The sequence below is a fragment of the Nocardiopsis valliformis DSM 45023 genome, assembly GCF_000340985.1.
In the GTDB taxonomy this organism is placed as follows: domain Bacteria; phylum Actinomycetota; class Actinomycetes; order Streptosporangiales; family Streptosporangiaceae; genus Nocardiopsis; species Nocardiopsis exhalans.
The window spans coordinates 133,752-151,696 of record NZ_ANAZ01000015.1; the positions used below are offsets into that span (position 1 = coordinate 133,752).

A 17,945-nucleotide genomic window follows, 5' to 3' on the forward strand; every position below is an offset into this window, starting at 1 on the left:
GGCGCTACCTCCCCGTCTTCCAGCAGGCGGCCCAGTGGCCGGGTTCGATCTCCACCAGCGGCGGCGTCTCGGAGCACTCCTCCGAGGCAATGGGGCAGCGGTCCTTGAACCGGCAGCCCGTGGGCGGTTTCAGCAGTCCCGGCGGGGTGCCCGGGATTCCCTCCAGGCGCGTGTCCGCCGTGGTCGTGCCGACCTCGGGCAGCGCCCCGATGAGCATCTTGGTGTAGGGGTGCTGCGGGTCGTTGATGATCGTGCTCGCCGGAGCCTTCTCGGCGATCCGGCCCGCGTACATCACCATGACCGTGTCGGCCATCTGGTAGACGAGCGAGATGTCGTGGGTCACGAAGATCATGCTCTTGACGTAGCCGCGGTCCCGGAACTCCACCATGGACTCGACCACCGAGCGCTGGGTCGACACGTCCAGGGCCGAGGTCGCCTCGTCCGCGATGAGCAGGGACGGGTTGAGCAGGGTCGCCATGACCATGACCACCCGCTGCTTCATCCCGCCGGAGAGCTCGATCGGGAACCGGTTGAGCACGTCGGGGTCGAGCCCGACCAGCTCCAGCCTGCGGTTGAGCTCCTCGGCGATCGTGTTCGGGCGCACTCCGCGCGCGCGCAGCAGCTCGTTGATCATCCGCCCGATCTTGCGGGTGGGGTTGAGCGCGCTCATCGCGTACTGAGGGATGAGCGAGATCTCGTGGTAGCGGAACGGGTTCATCGCGCGGTCGTCGGCGATGGGCACGTCCTTGCCGTCCAGCTCGATCGTGCCGTCCACGTGCCGCATACGGCCGTCCAGCCTGATCAGGCTCTTGCCGAGGGTGCTCTTACCGCAGCCGGACTCCCCGGCCAGGCCCATGATCTCCCCGTCGGCGAGGTCGAAGTTCACCCCGTCGAGGGCGTGGACGTCCCCGCGCAGGGTCTGGTAGTAGACCTTCAGGTCCTTGACGCGCAGGGTCATCACAGCTCCCGCAGCTTGGGGTTGAAGACCTCGTCCAACCCGACGTTGAGGATGTACATCGAACCCACCAGGAGGGTGATCCCGGCACCTGGCGGGATGAACCACCACCACATGCCGAGTTGCAGGGCGCTCCACTGGACGGCGCTCTCCAACATGAGGCCGAGGGAGACCCCGCTCACGGGACCGAGGCCGATGAAGTCGAGCCCGGCAGCGATGAGGATCGCCCCGCCGAAGAGCAGGATGAAGGACATCACCAGGTAGGAGCTCATGTTCGGAGCGATCTCGGTGGTGATGATCTTCGCGGTGCGGCGACCGCTCAGCCGGGCCAGGTCCACGTAGTCGCGGGTGGCCAGGGACAGCGCCTGGGAACGGACCGCGCGTGCGGCCCAGGGCCAGGAGGTCAGGCCGATGAACAGGGCCTGCACGAAGATGCCGCGCACGTCCAGGTAGGCGACGGCGACGATCAGCACGACCAGGGTGGGCAGGACGAGCACCACATTGGTGAACATGTTGAGGAGCTCGTCGACGAGGCCGCCCTTGTATCCGGCGAGGAACCCGACCGCCGTTCCCACCACGAAGGCGATGCCGCCGCCGAGCGCGCCGACCAGGAAGGTCGAACGCAGCCCGTAGACGAACTGTGCCCAGATGTCCTGTCCGAAGGAGGTGGTGCCCATCCAGTACTCGGAGTTGGGCGGCTGGCTCTTGGGGCCGACGTAGACATTCGGTCCGTGGTCGATGAACAGCGGCCCGATCAGGCCGGTGAGCAGGAGCGCGAGCACGATGCCCGTACCGATGAGGAGCTTGGGGTTGCGCCGGGCGAAGTGCAGGGTCTCGGAGACCCTGCGCTCGGCGACCGGCTCGGGGGCGGCTCCGGAATCAGCCGCTCCCGGGGCTCCGGGAACATTGGTCATGACGCGCCTCCCGTCATCTGCACACGCGTGCGCGGGTCGACCAGGACGTAGATGATGTCGATGATGAAGTTGGCGATCAGCACTCCGACCACCACGAACAGGAAGATGCCCTGCAGCAGGAAGAAGTCGTTGTTCCTCAGGGCGTTGAGGATCAGGGTCCCCAGGCCGGGGTAGTTGAAGACGATCTCGGTGAGGAGCGCTCCGGCGATGATGGTGCCCAGCTGCACGGCCAGGCCGGTGATCTGCGGCAGCATCGCGTTGCGGAAGGCGTAGCGGCGGATCAGCCGGCGCGGGGCGCCGAGGGCCTGGAGGTAGTTCGAGTAGTCCGCTTCCAGCTCGTAGATGATCATGTTGCGCATCCCGATCGCCCAACCGCCCAGGGCGACCAGGAACAGGGAGAGGAACGGGAGGAACCAGTGGGTGAGCAGGTTCGAGACGAACACCCACGACCATGACGGCGTGAGCGCGAAACTGTAGCCTCCGGCCGTCGGGAAGAAGCCGCCCACCACACCGAACGCCCAGGCCAGCAGCAGGGCGATCCACATGTAGGGGGTCGCGGTCAGGATGTAGCCGAGCGGCAGCACGGTGTTGTCGAGGACCTTGCTGCGTGCCGCGAAGGCGCCGAAGCGGTTGCCGATGATCCAGCTCAGGATGATGGCGGGCAGCAGCAGCCCCAGGGTGAACGGGAGGCTGCGGAGGATGATGTCGGTCACCGGCTCCGGGTAGAGCCAGACGCTGATGCCGAGGTCACCGCGGAACAGGCCCGCCCAGAAGGCGAAGTACTGCTGGTGGAGCGGGGTGTCGAGGCCGAAGACCTCGTTGTAGTAGGTGGTCATGCGTTCCAGGGCTTCGGGGTCGGAGACCGAGGCCCTGTTGAGCATGCTGCGAACGGGGTCGCCGGGCATGAACCGCGGGATCATCCAGTTGATGGTGACCGCGACCACGAAGGTGATGCCGTAGATCCCGAGTTTGCGGCCCATGTAACGCCACATGGGGTTCCTCCAGATGTGGGGCGCGAGGTGGAGCGCTCCCATGCCGGGAGCGCTCCACGGGTGCGCGTTATTCGGCCAGTTCGATCTCGGCGAGAGTGCGGATGGCTCCGAGCTCGAACCATCCGTCCCACATCGTGGCGTAACCGGCGGTGCCCTGTTCGCTGGGCCAGTTCGTCCAGGTGGAGTTGGTCTGCTGCGACCAGAGGCCGTTGTACCAGAGCGGGATGGCGGGAAGCTCGGCCAGCTGGATCTCCTGGATCTGCGAGGTGACCTCCGCCGCGGCCGCCACGTCATCGGCCGGGACGGCGGCGAGCTCCTCGACCAGGGCCCAGGCCTCCTCGTTCTCGTAGCGGCCGAAGTTGACCGTGGTCTGCTGGTCGCGGAGCGGCAGCTGGAACAGGTAGTCGTAGTACGTCCACGGGGTGTTGCTCAGCTGGCGCTCGTTGTTGACGAGCATGTCGAAGTCGCCGTCGTTGCGGTTGTTGACCAGCAGGTCGAAGTCGGGGAAGTCCGCCTCGACGTTGATCCCGACCTCCTGGGCGTTCTCCGCGATGACCCGGGCGGCCTCCATCCAGTCGGTCCAGCCGGAGGGCACCTGGAGGGTCAGCGAGATCGGCTCGCCGTCCGGGGTGTCGACGAAGCCGTCCCCGTCCTGGTCGGTGTAGCCCGCTTCCTCCAGCAGGGCGACCGCTTCGTCCGGGTTGTAGGAGTAACCGTTCTCGGAGACCAGCTCGTGGTCGATGTAGTCGTCCCACTGGGGGAGCAGGCCGGTGGGGTTGGCGCCCTCGACCAGGTTGGAGTAGGGGCCGTCGATAATCGTCTCCATGTCGATGGAGTGCGCGAGCGCCTTGCGGAACTCGGCGTCGCCCATCGGCTCCTGCTCGTGGTTGAGCACCAGCCAGGCGGTGTTGGCGGACTGCATGTAGGGCGGTTCGTCGTAGAAGCTGGTGATGGCCTGCCCGTCGATCATCTGGTCGATGCCGGGCAGGAAGTTGTTCGAGAGGTCGACCTCGTTGTTGCTGATCATGTTCATCGTCACCTCGTTGGAGGCGTTGACGATGTCGACGATGTAGGTGGGCTGCATCTCCAGCCCCAGGGCCTCGGTGCCCCACCAGTCGTCGTTGCGCTTCCAGACCATGCGGTCGTCGGCGTGCGTCTCATAGAGGTAGGGACCGCTGCCGACCGGGTCGCTGTTGGGGTCGTCGCTGAGGCCTGCCTGGTCCTTGTCGGCCCAGATGTGGTCCGGAACGATCGGGGTGCTGTAGGCCCAGTTCATCCACTCCTGGGGACGGCTGTCCGAGAAGTTCACCGTGACCTCCAGGTCACCGGTGGCCTCGACGCTCTCGATGAAGTTCCAGATGTTGCTGTAGGAGATGTCCATCTGGCCGAGCTCAATGGTGGTCACCACGTCCTGGGCGACGATCGGTTCACCGTCGGTCCAGCTCATCCCGTCGCGCAGGGTGATGACGTGGGTGTCCTCGTCGGGCCACTCGTCGCCCTCGGCGAGCCAGGGAACGTACTCGTTCGCCTCGGGGTCGTAGTGGAAGAGCGGCTCGTAGGCCAGCCCGAAGGTCCCCACGGCGTACTGGCCGCGCATGACCGGGTTCCAGTTGACCGGCGGGCCCCAAGCGGTGCCCGTGGTGTACAGCGTCTCGGCCCGGGGGTAACCCTCGGAACCGCCGCCCTCTCCGCCCTCGCCCGAGCAGGCACTGGCCACCATCACCAGTGCTGCCAGAGCAGCGGGAAGCCTCAGAGATCTCATCTCGACTCCTCCTTTCACCCGGTCGGCCCCTCATATGGGGGAAGCCGATCCTGTCGCGGAAGGCTGGGAGCGCTCCCAATCGGGGGGAGCGAAGGGCCGTTGCTGAACCGGGTAAGTGAGGTACACAACAACACGGACCGACGAACCACGTCAATCCCCGACACTTCGCTGTTATCCCCTTGTAACAGCCACGATGGCCTGGTGTCGCCCGAAAGCCCGTTGGTGAACCGGTTCTGTACCGGCGTGCGGACCCAGAGTGCTCAGACCGTCAGGGGGCCGGTACTCCCCCGGGGCCGCAGCTCCCCCGCCAAGGTCTCCTCGCTCTCGACCTGCTGCCCCGCGAGGACCGCGTTCAGCATCGACGCCACCCGGCGCCCGTGGGACACCACGTCACGGCTGACCGCGGTGAGCGAGGGGCGCACCATCTGGCAGAGCGCGGAGTCGTCCCATGCCACGATGGACAGCTGGGAGGGCACCTCGATACCCATCTCCGCCGCGACTCCGAGTCCGGCCAGCGCCATCAGGTCGTTGTCGTAGACCAGAGCCGTGGGAGGCTCGGCCTCGGCGAGCAGACGCCTGGTCGTCCGGCTCCCCGCCTCCCCCGTGTAGTCGGCGTGGACCGTGCGCGCCTGGAGCAGCCCGGACCGTTCGGCCGCCTGGCGGAAGGCCTCCGTACGGCTGTGGGTGTGCACGAAGTCCTCGGGTCCGGCCACCCGCACGATCCGCCGGTGCCCCATCGCGGCGAGGTAGTGCACCACTTCGCGCATCGGCACCCCGTCGTCCGTGTACAGGCACGGAAGTCCGCCAGCGCCCTCCGGCCCGCCCAGGAGCACGGCGGGCAGCGGCAGGACCCCCATCGCTTCGGGGCGGGGGTCGGATACCCGCAGGTCCACCATGACCACCCCGTCCACCCGGCGCTCGGCGGCCCAGCGGCGGTAGACCGCCAGCTCCGCCTCGACGTCCTCGGCGACCTGGAGCATCAGGTCGACCCCCTGGGCGGACAGCTCGGTCTCGACCCCCGAGACCAGCTGCATGAAGAACGGTTCGATCCCCAGCGAGCGCGCCGGGCGGTCGACGACCATGCCGATCGCGCCCACCCGACCGCCGGGGGCGAGTGCGCGGGCGGGGTTGCTCGGCGCCCAGCCCAGGTCGTTCGCGATGGTCAGGATGCGCTCGCGAGTGGACTCCGAGACGCCGGGGCGGCCGTTGAGAGCGTAGGAAACCGCCCCCTTGGACACCCCGGCCGCCTTGGCGATGTCCATGATCGTCGGGCGCCGCATCAAAGACCCCAAGCCGTCTCCCAGTAATTAAAGACTGAACCGGTTCAGTCATCGGGAGTGGATTGTAACCCACCGGCTTTGGCCCGAGCTCACGGCTTTCGCCGGGCACGGCAAACGAGGCGGATACGTCCAACCCCGGCGCCCGGGTTCAGCGTGTCGGGCGCTGGCAGCCGGGGCACCAGTACAGGGTGCGCCCGGACAGCTCCGCAGCCGAGATCGGCGAGGAGCACACCCGGCAGGGATCGCCGGTGCGGTAGCAGACGTAGAGGGTGTCCGGCCGGGGCACCGGACGGGCTTCGGGGTCGGGGCGGTCCTCGGGGCGGGTGGTGATGATGTAGCCGTCCCGCACCCCGTCCTGAAGCAGCCCGGTGAGGTCGGCCCACAGGGCGTCCCACCGCTCCCGGGTGAGTTCGCGGCCCGGGGTCATCGGGTCGAGACCGGCCCGAAAGAGGGATTCGGCGCGGTAGATGTTGCCAATGCCCGCGATCACGTCCTGGCGCATCAGGAGCACCGCGAGGCTGCTGCGCGAGCGGCTCACCGTCCGCCAGGCCCGCTCCGGATCGGCGTCGGGACGCAGCGGGTCCGGGCCCAGCCGGTCCTGGACGGCGCGTTTGTCCTCCTCGGTGATGACCTCGCAGGCGGAGGCACCGCGCAGGTCGGCCCAGCCCGAGGAGTTGACCAGGCGCACGCGGACGGCCCCCACCGGGTCGGGCGGCAGGACGAAACCGTCGGGGTCGCGCCGCAGGTCGAGGCGGTCGGCGCCCTCGGTGCGGGGCGCGCCCAGGTGGCGTTCGCCGTCGGCGTCCCCGAAGGACCAGGCCCCGTACAGACCCAGGTGGACGCGGAGCCACTCGCCGGAGTCGAAGCCGAGGAACAGGTGCTTGCCGTGGGCCTCGCTCTCGGCCAGGACCCGCCCGTCGATCCGGGCCGCGCCCTCGGCGAAGCGCCCCTGGGGGCTCCAGGCCCGTACGGCGCCGCCCCCGAAAGTCTTGTCGAAGTGCGCCGCCAACCGGTGCAGTGTGTGGCCCTCAGGCACCCGTGTCCCCTTCTGTGGGCATGTGTCCTCAGCGCATCCAGGATAGGGCGCGCCCGGGACCCGACCGGCTGGGTTTCGAGGACCGGGCTCCGGTGACGGTTCGGCCCGGGGCGGGCTCAGCAGGCGGAGAGGATCTCCTCCACGAGCGCCTTGGGGTCGGCCAGGCAACGCCAGGCGGGGACCACCACCACGAGGTCCTCGGTGGCCTGGTTGAGGGCATCGCCCCTGGTCAGCAGGCGGCGCAGAGCGGGGCCGTCCGGTTCGCGGTCGAGCAGCAGCACCACGCGCCGGGCGCCGTAGCTGACCAACAGGTCCGCGGTCCACCCGTTGATCCGCCGCCCCGCGTCCACGTTGGTCCCGGCCTCGCGCAGGGCCTCCGCCAGGGCGACGCTCGCCGGGTCCGTCCCGGCGCGGGTGCGCGCGGCGAGCAGGTCGCCGAGCGGGTCGTCCCCGCCGGACCAGTGGGCCCGGTCCCCCACCACCACGAGGCGCCCACGGGTCCGGGTGAGGATCGCGGACCACAGGTGGCTCATCCGGCGTACCCGCCGTTCCGCGATGGCCGGGGCCCCGGCGGCGAGCATCGCGGAGAGCACGGTGACGTCGGCGGCGTCGGTGTCGGAGGCCAGTATCTCCGGGCCGCCGATCCGGACCCGGCGGCGCAGGTGGCGCTGGCGCAGCAGTCGGCGCAACAGGGCCACCTGGGGCTGCATCGGGGCGATGATCGCGAGCTCGTGGCCCGCGGGCAGTTCCTGGTCGAGTTCACCCACGACCACCGCCACCCGGTAGGCCTCGTCGCGGTTGATGTAGGAGGAACCGGGCGCGGCCTCGCACTCCCCGCCGACGTCGCGCCATTCGAAGGCGGGCGGGTCGGTGGGCTCGGGCCGGGTCAGCACCCCGAGCCGGCCGCCGTAGCAGTGCCGGGAGGCGGTCTCGGCCAGGTCCTCGGGCGCGCCGTCGTGCTCGTCCAGCCAGAGCATGGGCGGGGCGGCCGCCTGCGCCGCCCGCAGCGCCGAACCCGAGCCGTGCCGCAGCGCGCGGGTGTCCAGATGTTCCGCGGCCAGTCCGGCGGTGGCCAGGGCCCGGCGCTCTTCCTCGGGTTCCAGGACGGTGCCCGGCCCGGGGTGGGCGGGGTCGCCCGCCACCACCGCGCGACCGGCCCGGTAGAGCACCGGCAGTAGTTCACTGACCCGCGTCTGCTCGGCGCCCACCACGATGACCAGGTCGTACAGACCGGCCTGCGGCGGCAGAGCGCGGGCCTGGTCGGTACGGCACGCCCACACGGGCAGGGTGTCCAGGAGGCCCGCCAGCCCGGGCCAGCCCCCGCCGTGGTGCCAGTTGAGCGTCTCGACCCGGTTCTCGATGGCGGCGCGGCCGCGCCACAGACGGGGTTCGGTGACCGCGGTCAGGCAGGCGGCGCTGGCTCTGCGGTGGGCGGCCAGGGCGTCGGCGAGCTCGGTGGTGAGTTCGTTGAGCGGGGCGCACCGGGTGCGTCGGTCCACTCCCTCGCGCCAGTCGCTCTCCAGCCGGGCGACGGAGCAGAGCTGCTTCAGCCCTTCGGGGTCGGTGGCCACCCCCAGTTCGCGGCGGATCGCGGCCCGGTGCTGGAAGCCGCCGAGCCCGCCCGCGGCGGCGCGTTCGGCACGGTGCAGCCAGTACTCGGGGCCGCCCTGTTCGGGGGTGAAGAGGCTGTCGGGCGCCCAACCGCGGGCGATGCTGCGACCGCGTTCTTCAGCCAGGTGGGCTAGGACGTGGCCGCCCGAGGCCATCGTGTCCATGGCGGACCAGACCTGGCGGACCCGGTTCCAGGCCGCGATCAGCTCGGTGCGATGGCAGGTTCCCCCCTCACTGGCAGGTGAGGAGCTCCCGGCGGGCAGGGCGCCGCCCGGCTGGGCCAGGAGCCGGGTGAGCAGGCGCAGTTCGGCGGCACGCTGGCCGGGTCCGCCCGCCCGGACGACGGGGTGCCCCGGGGCGATGTCGGCTCTGGCCAAGACGGTGTCCAGGTCGGCCTCGGTACGGCCGCACACCAGGATCCGCTGGCCGCTGGCCACAGCGGTGCGGATGAGGGCGTCGACGAGGTCGTGGATGCCGCTGCCGGGAGGCGTGGCGACCACGGTGAGCTGTTCGCGCATGGCGGCGTACAGGACCTCGTACTGGGCCTGGCTGAGGGCGGTGGTCGAGACGGGCACCGGCGCGGGGTTGGGGTCCGGGGTCAGGGCCGTGCGCCGCTGGGCCCGGGCGCTGCGGCGCATGATGCCACGGCCGGTCTGGGGTTCGGCGGGTCCGGCGCCCGTGCCGCCCGGGGTGGCGCGGTGGGCGGCGTTGCCGAGCAGGGCCTCCAGGGCGGTGCCCGGGATGGCGTCGGGGTCGAGGCCGTCGCGGTCCGTGGGGTCGAGGTCGGCCAGGATCCCCTCGATGCTGCCGGGGTCGGGTTCCTCGGCGCCGCCGGTGTTTCCGAAACCACCGAGGTCGCCCGGGCCGCCGGGGCCGGCCCGGAAGAGCACGGCGGTGTTGTGCGCCCCGGTGGTGACCAGGTGGGGCTGGCCGCGGGTACCGAGCGGAGCGATGTCGTCGACCCGTTCGATTTCCAGCCGGGTGAGCAGGGTGCGTACTTTGGCAGCGAGGTCGGCGATGGCGGCGGGCCGGTGGATGGTGTCGGGGGCGCCGGTGCGCAGGCGGGTACGCAGCTCGAAGAGGTCTTCAGGGTCGGTGATGCCGAGCCGGGCCAGCAGCGCGGTGTTGACGTCGGGTTGGCCCACGGCACGGACCAGCGGGGTGTCACCGCCGGGGCGGCCGTCACCGCCCGCGGCCTCGGCGGGCGACCCCGTGTCGTCCACGACGTGCACGTCCACGGTGAGCAGCGGTAGGGCCACCCGGTCTTCGCCCTCGCCGAGGATCACCAGGGGGTAGCCGTAGCGCAGCGCCTGGCCGTGGCGTCCGGCCAGGCGCAGCACCCGGGCGGTCTCCGGGTGCAGGGGGAGGGTGTCCCGGGCCCCGCTGAACAGCAGTTCGGGGCCGGCCGGCAGGCAGGCACAGGTGTCGGAGCCCAGGTGCTCGGCGCGCACCACGTGGGTGTGCACGGCCTCGCGGCGCAGACAGGCCCGCAGGTAGGCCAGGAAGGAGCGGACCTCGCCCCGGTCCACCGGGGGCTTCCAGCGCAGGGAGGCGGCGGCGAACCCGGCCGCCAGCCCCGACCGCTCTGCCACCAGACCGACCGGGGACGGATAGGGCCCGGTGCCACCGATCTCCTCGCCGTCCTGTAATGACCTCACGACGCCCCCTGACCACCTGATCTTTTGTGATCAGACGATTACTCCCTGCTATCAAGGTCCATTGTGGTGCATTTTTCACCCGCCCGCCCTGGGAACGCCGAAACCCGTCGCCACTTTCACGATGTGTGACGACGGGCCGGGGCTGAGCGGACAGGGGATGGGGGACCGGGGTCAGTCCTTGCGTCCGCCGACCACCCCGCGCAGCCACACGGCGATCAGCTCCACCACCATGACCACCCCGAAGACCATCAGGGTGATGAGGGTGACCACCCCGAACTCCAGGACCCGGGCGGCGTTGAGCAGCTCGTAGCCGATGCCGCCCGCGCCCACGATGCCGAGGATGGTCGCCGAGCGGATGTTGACGTCCAGCTGGTACATGCTGTGACCGACGAAGGAGGGCAGCGCCTGCGGCAGCGTCGCACCGAAGAACACCTGGACCCGGCTGGCGCCGGTGGCCTGGAGCGCTCGTTCGGGGCCGGGGTCGACCTCCTCCACCGAGTCGGCGACCAGCTTTCCGAGCAGGCCGACGACACCGATGGCCAGGGCGAGGGTGCCCGCCACCGGGCCGAGCCCGATCATCACCACGAAGATGATCGCCAGGATGAGTTCGGGGATGCTGCGGACGAACACGATGAACATCCGGCAGAGCTGGCCGACCCGGTGGTGGGGGGCCACGTTGCGCGCGGCGAGCACGCCCACCGGCAGCGCCAGCACCATACCGAGCAGGGTGGCGGCGAAAGCGATCTGCACGGTGACGATCAGGCCCGCGACGAGCCGTTCGCCGATCCCGCCGGTCTCCGGCGGCCAGAACATCGCCAGGACGCCCAGCGGGCCGCGGTTGGAGTCGATGAAGCCGTTGAAGTCCAGCACCGCGTAGCCGACCGAACCTCCCAGCACCGCGAGGGTGACCAGTACGTAGAAGGTCCGGCGGATCCGCTCCGCGGTCCAGGGCGGGCTGATCCGGCCGGTGGCCAGCGCGGCGGCCGAGGCGGCGCGCGGGTCTACCGAGGTGCGCCGGGCGGCGGCCGCCTTCGCACCGGAGCCGTCACCGGAGCCGGCGCTGGAAGCGGTGCTGGCGCGTGCACGCATCCGCGCCACCAGACCGCTGAGCCCACTCACCCGCTGCTCGGTGTGCGGCAGCAGGGCGCGGCGCACCGCGACGGACAGCAGCTCGATCCCCACGCACAGCAGCAGCACGATGAGCGCCAGGGCCATGCCCCGCTGGTAGTCGAGGCGGCCCAGGGCGTGCGCCAGGTCCTGCCCGATCCCGGCCACGCCGACGAACCCGAGGATCACCGAGATCCGCAGGTTGATGTCGAGCCGGTGCATGGCGGTGGCCACGAAGGCGGGCAGCACCTGGGGCAGCACCCCGCCGGTGAGCTCCTGGAGGCGGCCGGCGCCCGCGGCCCGCAGCGCCTGGCGCGGGCCCTCGTCGATCTGCTCGATGGCGTCGGCGTAGAGCTTGCCGACCATGCCGACCGAGTGCAGGCCCATGGCCAGGACACCGGTGACGGCGCCGAAGCCGAAGAGCCGGAAGAACAAGATGGCCAGCACGACGTCGGGGATGGCGCGGGCGACCACGATCAGGGACCGGGAGATCAGCCGCGCGGGCCTTCCAGGGGTGGTGTTGCCCGCCGCCCAGATCGCCAGCGGGATGCTCAGCGCCACGGACAGCAGGGTCGCGGCGATGACGATGGCCAAAGTGGTGGCCAGCGGCCCGGCCAGTTCACCGAAGCCGGGGAAGTCCAGTGGCAGGGTCCGGGAGAGGAAGTCGGCGGCGTTGTCCACGCTGGAGACCAGGGTGGCGACGTTGATCCGCAGGTCGATGATCGACCACACGCCCACCCCGATCAGGGCGAGCACGGTGATCAGGGCGGCGACCCCGCTCGGCCGGGGCAGCGGGAGCGTGCGCGGCCGTTCGGCGGGGGCGACCGGGCTCCCGGGTCCGGCGGTGCCCGCGGGCGGCGGGGGGTCGGCGGGGGCGGGTGGTGTGGCGGCAGGGGACGCGGCGGTGGGTTCGGTCATCATGTGTGTTTCCCCGTCAACCGACCGTCACGGGGTCGGCGGAACCAACCCGGGCGTAGATGGCCATCGCCTCGTCGCGATCCAGCTCAGTGACCGGGCTGTCCATGACCACCTGTCCGGTGCGCAGGCCGACGATCCGGTCGCCCCAGGACAGCGCCAGGTCCACCTGGTGCAGGCTGCACAGCACGGTGAGCTTCTCCTCGGCGGCGACCTCGCGGATCAGCTCCATGACCTGGTGCGCCGATTCAGGGTCCAGGGAGGCGACCGGCTCGTCGGCCAGGAGGACCTCGGGGCGCTGGAGCATGGCCCGGGCGATGGCGACCCGCTGCTGCTGACCGCCGGAGAGGGTGTCCGCCCGCTGGAAGGCGCGGTCGGCCAGGCCGACCCGGTCGAGTTGGGCCAGGGCCTCCTCGCGGATCGCCCGCGGGTACGTGGGCAGCCCCAGGCGCGGCCCGCGCACGCGGCCCAGCGCTCCGGTGCACACGTTCTCCAGCACGGTCAGCGAGCCCACCAGGTGGAACTGCTGGAAGACGAAGCCGATCCGGCGGCGCAGCGCGCGCAGCTCGCCACCACGGGCGGAGGGCACGTCCACGCCCAGGACCTCGACCCCGCCGCTGGTCGGCATCTGGAGGCCGTCGACGTGGCGGAGCAGAGTGGACTTGCCCGATCCGGACAGGCCCAGCAGGACGAGCACTTCGCCGGTGTGGGCGGTCACCGACACCTCGTCCAGGGCGACAGTGTCACCGAAGCGTTTGGTCACGTTCTCGAAACGGACGGCGGGCACGGGCCCGGACCGGGAAGGGGATGCGGCGTCCACGCGGCTCCTCGAGGTGGGATCGGACAGTTCGGGGCGGAGGGCGGGGCGGGGGGCGAAGGGGTGGGGGCGCCCAGGCCGGTGGGCGCCCCCGGAGACTGCTGAGAGTGGTCAGCTGTCGGAGCATTGCGCGGCCTGGGTGGCCTCGCAGACGATGTCGAGCGCGTCGTAGAAGTCGTCCGGAACTGCTTCCCAACCCCAGATCCGCTCATCGGTGAGGTCGCAGTCGCCCTCTTCGCAGTAGCCGTTGGCGACGAGGTAGTCCTGGTTGCCCTTCTCCTGCAAGGCCGTCATCACCGTGTCGAAGAGCTCCTGGTCGAGACCGTCGTAGACGGTGATCGGGGAGCTGGTGATGGTCTCGGACTCCCAGACCACGCGCAGGTCGCCCTCCTCGATGGAGCCGTTGTCGACGAGGGTCTCGTCCACCATCGAGTCGAAGGCGAAGCCCGCCTCGCACTCGCCCGCGGCGGTCGCGATGGCCGAGGCATCGTGGCCGCCCGCGAAGGTCTCGTCCCAGTCACCCTCCTCGATCCCGGCCTCCAGGAGCCCGGCCAGCGGGTACAGGTAGCCGGAGGCGGAGTTCGGGTCGACGAAGCACAGGTGCTTGCCGGCGAAGTCCTCGATGCTCTCGATGTCGGAGTCGGCCGGGACGACGCCGTAGGAGACGTAACCCGGGGGCTCGTCCTTCTCCTGCACCATGGCACCGGCGACGGTGATCTCCGAGCCGGTGTTCTTGGCGATGTAGTAGGAGAAGGGCCCGTACTGGGCGATGTGGATCTGACCGCTGCGCTGGCCCTCGATGACGGCCGCGTAGTCGGTGGCGGTCTGGAACTCCACGTCCAGGCCGGTCTCGTCCTTGAGCATCTCGATGACCGGCTCGTAGCTGTTCTCCAGCCCGGTGGCCTCCTCGGCGGGGACCGCGCCGATGATCAGGGTGTCGGGGGTGATCCCCTCCCCGCCGGCCGAGGCGTCGGCCTCGGCGGTCTCGTCGGCACTGGGCCCGCAGGCGGCCAGGAGGGCGAGTGCTGAGGCCGCGGCGGCGAAGGCGCCCGCGCGACGGCCGAATCTGGTCTGCATGGTTCGGGGGACTCCTCAACATCATCCGCCCAAGGCGGACGTCTCAGTCATCGGGACGTCTCCCACTGTGCAGACCCGCGGCTGTCGGGAACCTACGGCAAGGTGACCAGGCACCGAACAGAGAACGGCGGCTTGGTGCGCGCTCCACTGGGAGCGTGACCGGGAAGTCATCGAGGAGTCACCACACCGTGACTCACTGTGCCTCATGGGCACTGTGTGCCCCACGAGAACTGTGTGACAGGAGTGCCTTGTGACCAGAAACGGCTCTGTTGTCAGGATCGGCCCTCGCGAACGCGCAGCGCGATCCACAGTTCGGTGCGGTGGTCGGGGTCGTCCAGGTCCCCGGGCAGTAGTTCGCGGATCCGCCGCATCCGGTAGCGCAGGGTGTGCCGGTGCACGCCCAGTTGCTCGGCGGCGGCGTCCCAGCGGCCCGACGCAGCGAGGTAGGCGCGCAGCGAGGCGAGGAGTTCGGGAGCGGCGCGCTGTTCGTCGATCGGGGCGAGCAGGTCGTCGGCCAACCGCGCCCCGGCGGGGTTGTCCAGGAGGCCGAGCAGCCCGCCCGGCAGCTGGTCGAAGCGCTGGAGCGCCTCGTCGTGCTCCGCGGCGGCCGCCATGGCGCGTTCGGCCTGGGAGCGGGCCGCAGCCAGGTCCGGGTAGCCGCCCGGGGAGCTCAGGCCGACGGGACCGAGCAACACCTCGCCGAACACGCTCTCCTCGGTGCCCGCCGCGGCGAGCAGCACCGTGCGCCCCTCGTGCCGGGCCACCAGGACCCCCTCGGGCAGGGGCGTGTCCGGGTCCGCCCGCTCAGCCACGGCCACCACCACGGGCTCGGCGGGCAGAACCGCCCGCAGGTCGGCCGCACCCGGGTGCAGGGGATCGAGAGCGCCGTCGAGCAGGGCCGAGAGCACCCCCGAGCGGAATTTGGAGCCGCGGCCCGGGGCGGAGCGTTCGAGTTCGAGGGAGAGCAGGGAGACCGCGGCGTTGACCAGGGTGCGGTCGTCGGAACCGGAGACCCGCACCCCGCCCACGGCCAGGTAGCCGCGGGCCCGGCCGCCCGTGGTCAACGGCTGGACCGAGACCCGGTCTCCGGCGGAGGCGACCGAGACACTGGCTCGCGGGCCCGCACCGCGCAGCCGGGCGAGTTCGGCGGCCAGCCGGGGTGCGCGGGCCGCGGCGCCCGCGGGGGCAGCGTGCCAGGGCGTGCCGTCCGGGGACAGCAGCAGGACCCACCCGCCGAGTTCGCGGGCGAGCCGGTCCACCACCGCGGAAGCGCCGGTGAGCGCGGCGCGGGTGAGCTCGCGCTGGGCGGTGAAGGCGCGGGTCAGCCCCTCGTACTCCTCCTTAGCGAGCAGCCGGGAGACCTCCTTGCCCACCGCCATGAACGGCGTCTGGCGACCGACCTCGACCAGCGCGACGCCGAACTCCTCGGCGGCCGCACGCAGCTCCTCAGGGGTGTCGTCGAAGTTGACCGCGACGCCGAAGCCGATCCCGGCGACGTCGCGTTCGGCCAGGCGGCGCACGTAGGCGCGCAGGTCGGGGAGGCGGTCCACCCACCGGACCCCGGTGGTGAGCACCAGCTCTCCCCCGGCCAGATAAGGGGTGGGGTCGCCGAGTTCGCTGACCGCGACCCACTCCACCGGCCGGTGAGTGCGGTCCTGACCGGTGAGCAGCCGCAGGCGCAGGCTCGGCGTGCGCAGCAGGGCCCCCAGTGTCGGTGGCATCGGCGTTCCCCCGTAGTCCCCTGTAGCTTTCCCCGCCCTCTCCGCGCCCTGACGCAATGGCACAGGACACTCACTTGATTATCCACTGTGTCCATGGGTGTCCGGTTCGGCGCGGCTTAGTGTCTTGCGAGTCCGCACACCGCACCACCACGCCCACAAGGAGGCAGCCGCATGGCCGCGACCGAGGTCGTCCAGTCCCGCCGGATCGTCACCGAGATCCCCGGCCCCAAGTCCAGCGCGATCCAGAAGCGCCGTTCCTCCGCCGTCGCCCAGGGCGTGGGCAGTGTGCTGCCCGTGTACGTAGAGCGCGCGGGCGGCGGCATCGTCGAGGACATCGACGGCAACTCCCTGATCGACTTCGGTTCCGGCATCGCCGTGACCAACGTCGGCAACGCCGACCCCCGCGTGGTCGAACGCGCCGCCGAGCAGCTGGCCCGCTTCACCCACACCTGCTTCATGGTCAACCCGTACGAGGCGTACGTGGACGTGTGCGAGGCGCTCAACCGCGTCACCCCGGGCGACCACGAGAAGCGCTCCATCCTGCTGAACTCAGGTGCGGAGGCGGTCGAGAACGCCGTCAAGATCGCCCGCAGCGCCACCGGGCGCCAGGCCGTCGTGGTGTTCGACCACGCCTACCACGGCCGCACCAACCTCACCATGGGCCTGACCGCGAAGAACATGCCCTACAAGCACGGTTTCGGACCGTTCGCGGGCGAGATCCACCGCATGCCGATGGCCTACGCCTACCGCTGGCCGACCGGCCCGGACAACTGCGGCCCCGAGGCGGCGGCCGCGGCGATCGACCAGATCGTCAAGCAGGTCGGCACCGAGAACGTGGCCGCCATGGTCATCGAGCCCATCCAGGGCGAGGGCGGCTTCATCGAGCCCGCCCCCGGCTTCCTGCCCGCGCTGGTGGAGTTCTGCCGCGCCAACGGGATCGTGTTCGTCGCCGACGAGGTGCAGACCGGCTTCGCGCGCACCGGTGACATGTTCGCCTGTGACCACGAGGGCATCGTGCCGGACCTGATCACCACCGCCAAGGGCATCGCGGGCGGTCTGCCGCTGGCCGCGGTGACCGGCCGCGCCGAGCTCATGGACGCCGTGCACGGTGGCGGTCTGGGCGGCACCTACGGCGGCAACCCGGCCGCCTGCGCCGCCGCGCTGGCCGCGCTGGAGGTGATCGAGTCCGACGACCTGACCGGCCGCGCCCGCGAGATCGGCGAGCTCATGCTGGGCCGCCTGAACGCCTTCGCCGACAAGTTCGATGTGGTCGGCGACGTGCGCGGCCGCGGCGCGATGGTCGCGATCGAGCTGGTCAAGGACGGCAAGGAGCCCAACCCGGAGGCCGTGGCCCAGGTGCTGAAGCACTGCCACGCGCGCGGCCTGATCCTGCTGAGCGCGGGCACCTACGGCAACGTGATCCGGATGCTCCCGCCGCTGGTCATCGGTGACGACCTGCTCCGTGAGGGACTGGACATCCTCGAGGAGGCCCTGGCCGGGCTGTAGTCCCCCGGTCGGGAGTAGCCGCCGGTCGGCACCTGGTTCCCCGGCGGCGTCCTAGCCCACAGGACGCCGCCGGGTTTTCTCGTTCGTGACCCGCTAGCGGGTTCCCCAGGCGTAGGTCTGTTTGCGAAGCTTGAGGTAGAGGAAGGTCTCGGTGCTCTCCACGGTGTCCACCGCCCGGATCGCGGCGAGGATGTCCAGCAGGCGGGCGTCGTCCTCGGCCACTACCTCGACCATGAGGTCGAAGGAGCCCGCGGTGATCACCACGTACTCCACCCCGTCGAGTTCGGAGACGGCGTCGGCGGCGGCGTTGAGATCGCCGTTGGTGCGCACGCCGATCATCGCCTGCCGATTGAAGCCCAGGGTCATGGGATCGGTGACGCCCACCACCTGGACCAGTCCTGACTCCAGCAGGCGCTGGACGCGCTGGCGCACGGCGGCTTCGGACAGGCCGACGATCTTTCCGATGGCCGCGTAGGACAGGCGCCCGTCCTCCTGGAGGACCTCGATAATGCGCTTGGCCGTGTCGTCCAGCACCACCCCGTTGACCCTCCTGGTGGGCCCGGGGTCGAGCGGTTCGGTCACAGGGTCCTCCAC

At 70.8% G+C, this 17,945-nt stretch carries 13 protein-coding genes; 1 reads left to right on the forward strand and 12 read right to left on the reverse strand.

Annotated features, from left to right (window positions below):
• Positions 1-4: 4 nt before the first annotated feature.
• The 11 genes from D457_RS0116895 to D457_RS0116945 all read right to left on the reverse strand — a co-directional run bounded on the left by D457_RS0116895 (position 5) and on the right by D457_RS0116945 (position 15,845).
• Positions 5-958: an ABC transporter ATP-binding protein gene (locus D457_RS0116895; RefSeq protein WP_017581857.1), complete on the reverse strand. Its 954-nt coding sequence runs from the start codon at positions 956-958 to the stop codon at positions 5-7.
• Entirely contained in the window at positions 958-1,869 is a 912-nt protein-coding gene (locus D457_RS0116900) for an ABC transporter permease (RefSeq protein ID WP_017581858.1), read from the reverse strand. Before D457_RS0116900 ends, D457_RS0116895 begins: the two co-directional genes overlap by 1 nt.
• On the reverse strand, positions 1,866-2,861 hold the full coding sequence (locus tag D457_RS0116905; protein ID WP_017581859.1) for an ABC transporter permease: 996 nt from the start codon (positions 2,859-2,861) through the stop codon (positions 1,866-1,868). Before D457_RS0116905 ends, D457_RS0116900 begins: the two co-directional genes overlap by 4 nt.
• 67 nt (positions 2,862-2,928) lie before the next feature.
• Entirely contained in the window at positions 2,929-4,623 is a 1,695-nt protein-coding gene (locus D457_RS0116910) for an ABC transporter substrate-binding protein (RefSeq protein ID WP_026116730.1), read from the reverse strand.
• A 260-nt stretch (positions 4,624-4,883) separates the two neighbouring features.
• Positions 4,884-5,903 carry a LacI family DNA-binding transcriptional regulator gene (locus D457_RS0116915; protein WP_017581861.1) on the reverse strand — a complete coding sequence of 340 codons (1,020 nt, stop codon included), beginning with the start codon at positions 5,901-5,903 and terminating at the stop codon, positions 4,884-4,886.
• Positions 5,904-6,051: 148 nt separating this feature from the next.
• A complete protein-coding gene (locus D457_RS0116920; protein ID WP_017581862.1) occupies positions 6,052-6,939 on the reverse strand; it encodes an Fpg/Nei family DNA glycosylase in 888 nt (295 codons plus the stop codon).
• 116 nt (positions 6,940-7,055) lie between these two features.
• A complete protein-coding gene (locus D457_RS0116925) occupies positions 7,056-10,208 on the reverse strand; it encodes a hypothetical protein (protein ID WP_017581863.1) in 3,153 nt (1,050 codons plus the stop codon).
• Positions 10,209-10,379: 171 nt separating this feature from the next.
• Positions 10,380-12,233 (reverse strand): phosphonate ABC transporter, permease protein PhnE, encoded by a 1,854-nt coding sequence (gene phnE / locus D457_RS0116930; RefSeq protein ID WP_275041012.1) that lies wholly within the window; start codon positions 12,231-12,233, stop codon positions 10,380-10,382.
• A gap of 16 nt (positions 12,234-12,249) precedes the next feature.
• The gene (phnC, locus tag D457_RS0116935; RefSeq protein ID WP_017581865.1) at positions 12,250-13,050 is read right to left on the reverse strand and encodes a phosphonate ABC transporter ATP-binding protein; all 801 of its coding nucleotides are present in this window, start codon (positions 13,048-13,050) and stop codon (positions 12,250-12,252) included.
• Positions 13,051-13,158: 108 nt separating this feature from the next.
• Positions 13,159-14,124, reverse strand: coding sequence for a phosphate/phosphite/phosphonate ABC transporter substrate-binding protein (locus tag D457_RS0116940; RefSeq protein ID WP_017581866.1), 966 nt, complete (start codon positions 14,122-14,124; stop codon positions 13,159-13,161).
• Between the two features lie 272 nt (positions 14,125-14,396).
• The gene (locus D457_RS0116945; RefSeq protein ID WP_017581867.1) at positions 14,397-15,845 is read right to left on the reverse strand and encodes a PucR family transcriptional regulator; all 1,449 of its coding nucleotides are present in this window, start codon (positions 15,843-15,845) and stop codon (positions 14,397-14,399) included.
• A gap of 171 nt (positions 15,846-16,016) precedes the next feature.
• Here D457_RS0116945 and gabT point away from each other — a divergent pair, with 171 nt between their 5' ends.
• Complete coding sequence (gene gabT / locus D457_RS0116950; RefSeq protein ID WP_017581868.1) at positions 16,017-17,351, forward strand: 4-aminobutyrate--2-oxoglutarate transaminase; 1,335 nt, start codon at positions 16,017-16,019, stop codon at positions 17,349-17,351.
• Between the two features lie 93 nt (positions 17,352-17,444).
• Here gabT and D457_RS0116955 read toward each other — a convergent pair whose 3' ends face one another.
• Positions 17,445-17,933 carry an Lrp/AsnC family transcriptional regulator gene (locus D457_RS0116955; protein ID WP_017581869.1) on the reverse strand — a complete coding sequence of 163 codons (489 nt, stop codon included), beginning with the start codon at positions 17,931-17,933 and terminating at the stop codon, positions 17,445-17,447.
• Between the last annotated feature and the right edge of the window lie 12 nt (positions 17,934-17,945).

What these genes read in the sequence shown, in the direction of transcription:
- D457_RS0116910 (WP_026116730.1), bottom strand. Translation starts at nt 4,623, where the DNA reads ATGAGATCTCTGAGGCTTCCCGCTGCTCTGGCAGCACTGGTGATGGTG.
- gabT (WP_017581868.1), top strand. Translation starts at nt 16,017, where the DNA reads ATGGCCGCGACCGAGGTCGTCCAGTCCCGCCGGATCGTCACCGAGATC.
- D457_RS0116895 (WP_017581857.1), bottom strand. Translation starts at nt 958, where the DNA reads ATGACCCTGCGCGTCAAGGACCTGAAGGTCTACTACCAGACCCTGCGC.
- D457_RS0116940 (WP_017581866.1), bottom strand. Translation starts at nt 14,124, where the DNA reads ATGCAGACCAGATTCGGCCGTCGCGCGGGCGCCTTCGCCGCCGCGGCC.
- D457_RS0116915 (WP_017581861.1), bottom strand. Translation starts at nt 5,903, where the DNA reads ATGCGGCGCCCGACGATCATGGACATCGCCAAGGCGGCCGGGGTGTCC.
- D457_RS0116900 (WP_017581858.1), bottom strand. Translation starts at nt 1,869, where the DNA reads ATGACCAATGTTCCCGGAGCCCCGGGAGCGGCTGATTCCGGAGCCGCC.
- phnE (WP_275041012.1), bottom strand. Translation starts at nt 12,233, where the DNA reads ATGACCGAACCCACCGCCGCGTCCCCTGCCGCCACACCACCCGCCCCC.
- D457_RS0116945 (WP_017581867.1), bottom strand. Translation starts at nt 15,845, where the DNA reads ATGCCACCGACACTGGGGGCCCTGCTGCGCACGCCGAGCCTGCGCCTG.
- D457_RS0116905 (WP_017581859.1), bottom strand. Translation starts at nt 2,861, where the DNA reads ATGTGGCGTTACATGGGCCGCAAACTCGGGATCTACGGCATCACCTTC.